The following is a 5787-nucleotide window of genomic DNA, read 5'->3' as shown; positions in this document are numbered from 1 at the left end:
CGGGCGGGCACCGGGCCGGTCACCGACCGCGAGGGCCGGCGGGGGGCCGCCCGCCGTCCGTAGCCGCGCGGGCTCAGGGGCCCGGGGTCCGGCGGGTGCGGGGTCCGCGAGTGCGGGGTCCGGGGGGCGCGGCGGTCCGGGAGCCAGGCCGTATCGGGCCCGGAGGAAACGGCGAAGCCCCCGGAACGGCCGTTCCGGGGGCTTCGCGACGGGTGGGCGATACTGGGTTCGAACCAGTGACCTCTTCGGTGTGAACGAAGCGCTCTCCCACTGAGCTAATCGCCCGTGCGCAGGGCACACATTACCCCAAGTCAGGGGTGCCCCCGCACCGCTTTCCGGGCGTCGCGGGCTACCCGCGGATCCGCCAGGGCAGCACGGCGCCGAACTGCCAGACGTAGACCGCCACGAGCGCGGCGACGACGGCGAGGGCCAGGGCGCCGAGCACGATGTTGCGGCGCCGGTGCTCGGGAGCGGCCGCCCGGTGTGCCGCCGCGGTCACCTTGCGCTTCGCCCAGCGCAGCATCCGCTGCGCCCAGACGAACTCCGTGCCCCACAGCGCCACGCCACCGAAGATCACCAGCCACCCCGGTCCGGGCAGGGGCAGCAGGATGATCCCGCCGCCGATCACGCCGAGTCCCACGACGAACACTCCCACCTTCCACACGAGGTGGAGGGGGCGGGAGGCCTGGATGAAATGGGGCGCGCGCGACCCCAGGCGCGCTTCGTCACGCTCCGCGTCCATGCGTACAACTTAACCGACCCGGGCCCGTTCACCGGTTCAGCCGAGTGGGACAAACATACCCAGGGCCGCACGAGGGACCTCAAGCCGCACAAAAAGGTCAGAGGGGTTTACAACGGCACCGTAAGTGGCATGTCGATTTCGCCGACGTGCGAATCCCCGAGCGCACACTGAGCGAAAGGCCCTGGCGCTTATGAACACCACGGTCAGCTGCGAGCTGCACCTGCGCCTCGTTGTGTCGAGCGAGTCCTCACTGCCTGTACCCGCGGGCCTGCGGTATGACACGGCCGATCCCTACGCCGTGCACGCCACCTTCCACACCGGAGCCGAAGAGACGGTCGAATGGGTCTTCGCCCGCGACCTGCTCGCCGAGGGGCTGCACCGGCCCACCGGTACCGGCGACGTCCGTGTCTGGCCGTCCCGCAGCCACGGTCAGGGCGTCGTCTGCATCGCTCTGAGCTCCCCGGAGGGCGAGGCCCTGCTCGAAGCCCCGGCGCGGGCCCTCGAATCCTTCCTGAAGCGCACGGATGCCGCGGTGCCACCCGGTACCGAGCACCGTCACTTCGATCTCGATACGGAGCTCTCACACATCCTGGCCGAGAGCTGAGCCAGGCCGAGAGCTGCGTGGTGCCGTCCGACTCGGGGGGACGGCACCACGCGGAGGCACCAGCGTGAACCCGACCGGCGTCGCTGCCGCGGAATCCACCGCGGCCGCGGCGCCGGCGTGTTCCGGCGCCCCCGCGGCGCCCCCGCGCGCAGGACGGCGCCGCCGCCCCGGCGGGGCACCCCGGCCCCCGGTGGGGCGGGCCGCCTCCTGCCGGCGCTCCTTCGCCACCCGTGCACCGCAGGAGCGGCGACTAGAGTCGACGTGTGCAGATCCCCCATGACACCCGGATCGCCCTCGACACGGTGGTCGACCTGGTGAACACAGCGCCGGACGGCACGACGGGCGGCGACCCCGCCGACGGCCTGGCCGACGTGGACGCGCTGTTCGCCTTCGTGCGCCGCCACGAGATCAGCGAGGTGACGAGCGTCGACGCGCGGGACCTTGGAGCCCTGCACGACGTGCGCGCCCGCTTCGCGGAGGTGTTCGCGGCGCCGGACGCCGCCGCGGCCGCGTCGCTCATCAACCGGCTGGTCGCCGGGGCCGGCACCACGCCGAGGCTCACCGACCACGACGGCTACGACTGGCACGTGCACTACTTCGCGCCGGGCGCCTCGGTCGCGGACCACCTGACCGCGGACTGCGGCATGGCCCTCGCGTTCATCGTCGTCGCGGGCGAGCACGAGCGGCTGCGCCGGTGCGAGGCGCCGGACTGCGGCCGCGCCTTCGTGGATCTCTCCCGCAACCGCTCGCGCCGCTACTGCGACAGCCGTACCTGCGGGAACAGGCTGCACGTCGCCGCGTACCGGGCCCGCCGCAAGGAAGCGGCGGGCTGAGCACGGCGGCCGGGGCGCGCCGGGGCGCAGCAGCGCCGCACGGGCGGCGCTCACAGGACGAAGAGGTCGTGGAGCGCCCCCGCGAGCAGAAGCGATCCGACCACGGCCAGAAAGATCATCAGGGGCGGCTGGGACAGTGCGAAGAGGCAGCCGCGCTGCTCTTCGGAGGGAACGTACTGTTCCGGCGGTACGGGGGACTGATCCCCGGAGGTATCGAGCATCTCGGACAGATGATGACGCAGCCCGGAGAGTGCTCCTGACCAACGGAGCAGCTAGGGCAAGGACTTCACCTGAATTCGTCGAGGCGCGTCCATTATCCGACCACCCTTGATCATCGCGGGGCCCATGCCTGCCCTCGTGCCCGGCAAGCGGGCCAGGTCAGATGCCGTGCTTCTTGAGGATCGCCTCGATGTCGCTGAAGTCCTCGGGCTTCTGCTGCGGCGCCGCGCCGCCCTTCGCGCGGGGTGCGGCCGAGGGCTGCGCGGCGGGCCTGCCGCCGGCGGTGAGGGAGGGCGCCGAGGCATCGGGGGCGACCGCTTCCCGGCGGGCCGCCTTCGCCTGCCGCCGCTCCTTGCGCGTCGTGCCGAGGCGGCGGTCCACCGCGCGCGTCACGAGCCACAGCACCACCGCGACGGCAAGCACCCCGAAGCCGGCCCACGCCGTCGGGCTGAAGGCCGTGTGGGCGACCCACTTCACGACGCCCGTCATCGCGAGCCCGATGGGGACGAGCGCGAAGGCGGCGATCTTCGTGGCGGTCAGGAACCGCTTGCGGTACGCCGTGACAGCGGCGATCCCCAGCCCCGCGGCCGACACCGCGGCGCAGATGGTCTCGGCAATCATCCGGTCCTCCTGGCGGTCCGACGGCCGGCTGCCGGCCCGTCGCATTCGATTCGAACCCTTATTTACCCCTCCATCCTGCACCCGACCTCCCCGTCGGGGCCACGTCCCCGGCGGACCTCAGGGGGAAGTGGGGGGCGGCCTCCTCCCCAGGTCGCGTTTGGGCCGCCCGTCACCGTGCTGGGAGACTGCGTCCATGAACGATTCCCCGGCGCCCTCTCCCGCGAGCCCCGTCGTCCTCGACGTGTGGTGCGAACTCCAGTGCCCCGACTGCCACCGCGCCCTCGACGACCTCGACGCGCTGCGCGGGAAGTACGGGGACCGCGTCGAGGTCCGCCTGCGGCACTTCCCGCTGGAGAAGCACCGGCACGCCTTCGCCGCGGCGCAGGCCGCCGAGGAGGCCGCGGCGCAGGGCAGCGGCTGGGCCTACGCGGCCGCCGTGCTGGCGCGCACGGACGAGCTGGGCGCACGCGGCGAGGAGGTGCTCGTCGAGGCGGCGCGCGAGCTCGGTCTCGACGCGGAGGAGATGGACACCGCCCTCGTCGACGGCCGGCACTTCCTCGTCGTGGACGCGGACCAGGCCGAGGGGAAGGCGATCGGCGTCCGGGGCACGCCCACCTACGAGATCGGCGGGCAGCTGCTCGACGCGAGCAAGGACCAGGACGGGGTGCGGGAGCGGATCGAGGAGATCGCCGACCGCCTGCTGGCGGGCTGACTCCCCGCCCCGGTACCGGCGCGTCCCCCTGCCGTCGCGGCCGCGTCGCACGGTGCCGGGCGCGCCCGGTCGCCCCGGCCGGAACCTGAGCGCCCGCCGCCCGGGGACCACGCCGGGGGCGCCCCGGCCGCCGTCACCGGGCGCGGGCGTCCGCCCTCACAGCAGGCGCTTGGCGAAGTGGCGGGCCGTGACGCGGTAGCCGAGCGAGGCGTAGAGGCGGACGGCGGGGACGTTGTCCGTGAAGACGTGCAGGCCGAGCATGCGCGCGTCCCAGTCCAGGGCCACCCGCTCCGCCACGCCCATCAGCGTCCGCCCGTGACCGCGCCCCCGGTCGGCGGCGTCCACCTCCACCTCGTACACGTACGCGCCGGGCACCCCCGGCACCACCTCCTGCCGGGCGACCCACACCCGCCCGACGTCGGCGCCCCGCACGGCCAGCACCCGGAAGGCGGTGCCGGGGGTGGCGAGCCCGTCGGGCAGGTTCTGCCGCCGGCTCGCCTCGGCCTTGGCGCGGGCCTGCTCCCGCGTCATGCCCCGGCTGGCCCAGTTGGCCGAGAAGCGGGCGTCGGCTCCCGCCGACCACTGTGCGAACTCACGCGCGTCCATGGGCCGTTCGCTCACGCCGGGCGGCAGCGCCGGCGCTGCGGGAGTCAGGTCCTTGACCATGTTGACGCTGCGCTCGCCGTAGCCGAGCGCCTGCAGCATGCGGCGCGGGACGGCGGCGTCCGCGGGCATCGAGGCGAGCACCTGCCGGCAGCCCCAGCCGCGCAGCACCTCCTCGGCGGCGAGCGCGGCGACCGTGCCCCGGCCCCTTCGGCGGTCCGCCTCGTCGATGCGCAGGGCGTGCACGACGCCCGCGGTGGGCCCGAAGGACGGATCGGTGCCGAGCTCGACGGCGCCGACGGGACGGCTGTTCACACAGACCTGGTAGGCGCGGTTCCTGACGCCGTCCGGGGTCTCGCTGAGCGGCCCGGTCGGCCGCAGGGTGGTGGTCATCCCTGGTGTTCTACCCGGCGCGGGGGCCGGACGTCACCCCCCGCCGCCGCGGCCCGCCCGGCGCCCCGGCGCGCTCAGACCGCGACCGGGTCGGGATCGGCGGCGGCGCGCTCCTGGAAGATCCGCATCGCCTTCGCGGTGACCGGTCCGGGGGCGTCGCCGAGGTCCCGGTCGTCCACGCGGTGCACCGCCTGCACGTCGCGCAGGCTCGACGTCAGGAAGACCTCCTCCGCGCTGCGCAGCGCGTCCATCGGCAGGTCGCTCTCCCGCGCACCGGCCCACTCCACGGCCAGCGCCCGGGTGATGCCGGCGAGGCAGCCTGAGGCCAGCGGGGGCGTGTGCAGTTCCCCGTCGAGGACGACGAAGACGTTGGAGCCCGTGCCCTCGCACAGCCGGCCGACCGTGTTCGCGAACAGGGCCTCGGAGGCGTCCTGCTCGTGGGCGCGTGCGAGCGCGAGGACGTTCTCCCCGTAGGAGGTGGTCTTGAGGCCGGCCAGTGCGCCGCGTTCGTTGCGCACCCAGGGCACGGTGATCACGGCGGTCGAGGCCGGTGCCGGCCGGGCCTCGCTCAGGGCGACCACGAGGGTGCCGCCCCCGTCGCCCCGGTCGGAGCCGAGCGGGGCGAGCCCGCCGGTGTACGTGATGCGCAGCCGGCCGAGCGGCATGGGCGTGGCCTCCAGCACGGCGGCGCAGGCGGCCCGCACCTCGTCGAGGTCCGGCTCCGGCAGCGCGAGGCCGCGCGCGGAGCGCGCGAGGCGGTCGAGGTGGCGGGTGAGCGCGAAGGGCCGCCCGTGCACCGCCTTGAGTGTCTCGAACACACCGTCGCCGACGGTCAGTCCGTGGTCGAAGACGGACACGTGGGCCTCGTCCGCCGCTCGCAGCCCGCCGTTCACCCAGATCTTCATGTCGCCCGATCCTCCCGATCGCCTGGTACGCCTCCGACGCTACCGCGCGCGAGCGGGCGGCCCGGCGCACGGTGCCCGCCGCGGCCTCGGACCTCGCCCGGGAGGGCGCCCGGGCCCGGACGTCCCGGCAGCCGCGGTCGGCGTACCCGCGGGCG

8 protein-coding genes and 1 tRNA gene are annotated in these 5787 nt (G+C 74.5%); 3 read left to right on the top strand and 6 right to left on the bottom strand.

From position 1 onward, the window contains the following. Positions 1-213: 213 nt before the first annotated feature. Positions 214-285 (bottom strand) — tRNA-Val (locus tag L1885_RS22370). 64 nt (positions 286-349) lie between these two features. Beyond that, complete coding sequence (locus tag L1885_RS22365; RefSeq protein WP_235798964.1) at positions 350-742, bottom strand: TIGR02611 family protein; 393 nt, start codon at positions 740-742, stop codon at positions 350-352. A gap of 190 nt (positions 743-932) precedes the next feature. On the opposite strand from L1885_RS22365, the gene L1885_RS22360 reads away from it, so the two are divergent. Both L1885_RS22360 and L1885_RS22355 read left to right on the top strand, forming a co-directional pair. Next, on the top strand, positions 933-1346 hold the full coding sequence (locus tag L1885_RS22360) for an SsgA family sporulation/cell division regulator (RefSeq protein WP_003959770.1): 414 nt from the start codon (positions 933-935) through the stop codon (positions 1344-1346). 263 nt (positions 1347-1609) lie between these two features. Beyond that, on the top strand, positions 1610-2179 hold the full coding sequence (locus L1885_RS22355; protein WP_235798963.1) for a CGNR zinc finger domain-containing protein: 570 nt from the start codon (positions 1610-1612) through the stop codon (positions 2177-2179). A gap of 50 nt (positions 2180-2229) precedes the next feature. Here the strand turns inward: L1885_RS22355 and L1885_RS22350 are convergent, their stop codons facing one another. Together L1885_RS22350 and L1885_RS22345 are read right to left on the bottom strand one after the other, a co-directional pair. Continuing rightward, positions 2230-2400 carry a hypothetical protein gene (locus tag L1885_RS22350; RefSeq protein ID WP_235798962.1) on the bottom strand — a complete coding sequence of 57 codons (171 nt, stop codon included), beginning with the start codon at positions 2398-2400 and terminating at the stop codon, positions 2230-2232. A gap of 157 nt (positions 2401-2557) precedes the next feature. Further along, positions 2558-3019 (bottom strand): hypothetical protein, encoded by a 462-nt coding sequence (locus tag L1885_RS22345; RefSeq protein WP_235798961.1) that lies wholly within the window; start codon positions 3017-3019, stop codon positions 2558-2560. A 193-nt stretch (positions 3020-3212) separates the two neighbouring features. Here L1885_RS22345 and L1885_RS22340 point away from each other — a divergent pair, with 193 nt between their 5' ends. After that, on the top strand, positions 3213-3731 hold the full coding sequence (locus tag L1885_RS22340) for a DsbA family protein (protein ID WP_235798960.1): 519 nt from the start codon (positions 3213-3215) through the stop codon (positions 3729-3731). A gap of 156 nt (positions 3732-3887) precedes the next feature. Here the strand turns inward: L1885_RS22340 and L1885_RS22335 are convergent, their stop codons facing one another. Both L1885_RS22335 and L1885_RS22330 read right to left on the bottom strand, forming a co-directional pair. Further along, positions 3888-4727 (bottom strand): GNAT family N-acetyltransferase, encoded by an 840-nt coding sequence (locus tag L1885_RS22335; RefSeq protein ID WP_235798959.1) that lies wholly within the window; start codon positions 4725-4727, stop codon positions 3888-3890. 74 nt (positions 4728-4801) lie between these two features. Further along, positions 4802-5632 carry an aminotransferase class IV gene (locus L1885_RS22330; protein ID WP_235798958.1) on the bottom strand — a complete coding sequence of 277 codons (831 nt, stop codon included), beginning with the start codon at positions 5630-5632 and terminating at the stop codon, positions 4802-4804. Between the last annotated feature and the right edge of the window lie 155 nt (positions 5633-5787).

This window comes from Streptomyces fuscigenes (genome assembly GCF_021556455.1).
Taxonomy (GTDB): Bacteria; Actinomycetota; Actinomycetes; order Streptomycetales; family Streptomycetaceae; genus Streptomyces; species Streptomyces fuscigenes.
The sequence above is the reverse complement of the archived record's forward strand: the minus strand, read 5'-3'. Positions and strand labels throughout refer to the sequence as shown.

What these genes read in the sequence shown, in the direction of transcription:
- L1885_RS22365 (WP_235798964.1), bottom strand. Translation starts at nt 742, where the DNA reads ATGGACGCGGAGCGTGACGAAGCGCGCCTGGGGTCGCGCGCGCCCCAT.
- L1885_RS22360 (WP_003959770.1), top strand. Translation starts at nt 933, where the DNA reads ATGAACACCACGGTCAGCTGCGAGCTGCACCTGCGCCTCGTTGTGTCG.
- L1885_RS22350 (WP_235798962.1), bottom strand. Translation starts at nt 2,400, where the DNA reads ATGCTCGATACCTCCGGGGATCAGTCCCCCGTACCGCCGGAACAGTAC.
- L1885_RS22345 (WP_235798961.1), bottom strand. Translation starts at nt 3,019, where the DNA reads ATGATTGCCGAGACCATCTGCGCCGCGGTGTCGGCCGCGGGGCTGGGG.
- L1885_RS22340 (WP_235798960.1), top strand. Translation starts at nt 3,213, where the DNA reads ATGAACGATTCCCCGGCGCCCTCTCCCGCGAGCCCCGTCGTCCTCGAC.
- L1885_RS22335 (WP_235798959.1), bottom strand. Translation starts at nt 4,727, where the DNA reads ATGACCACCACCCTGCGGCCGACCGGGCCGCTCAGCGAGACCCCGGAC.
- L1885_RS22330 (WP_235798958.1), bottom strand. Translation starts at nt 5,632, where the DNA reads ATGAAGATCTGGGTGAACGGCGGGCTGCGAGCGGCGGACGAGGCCCAC.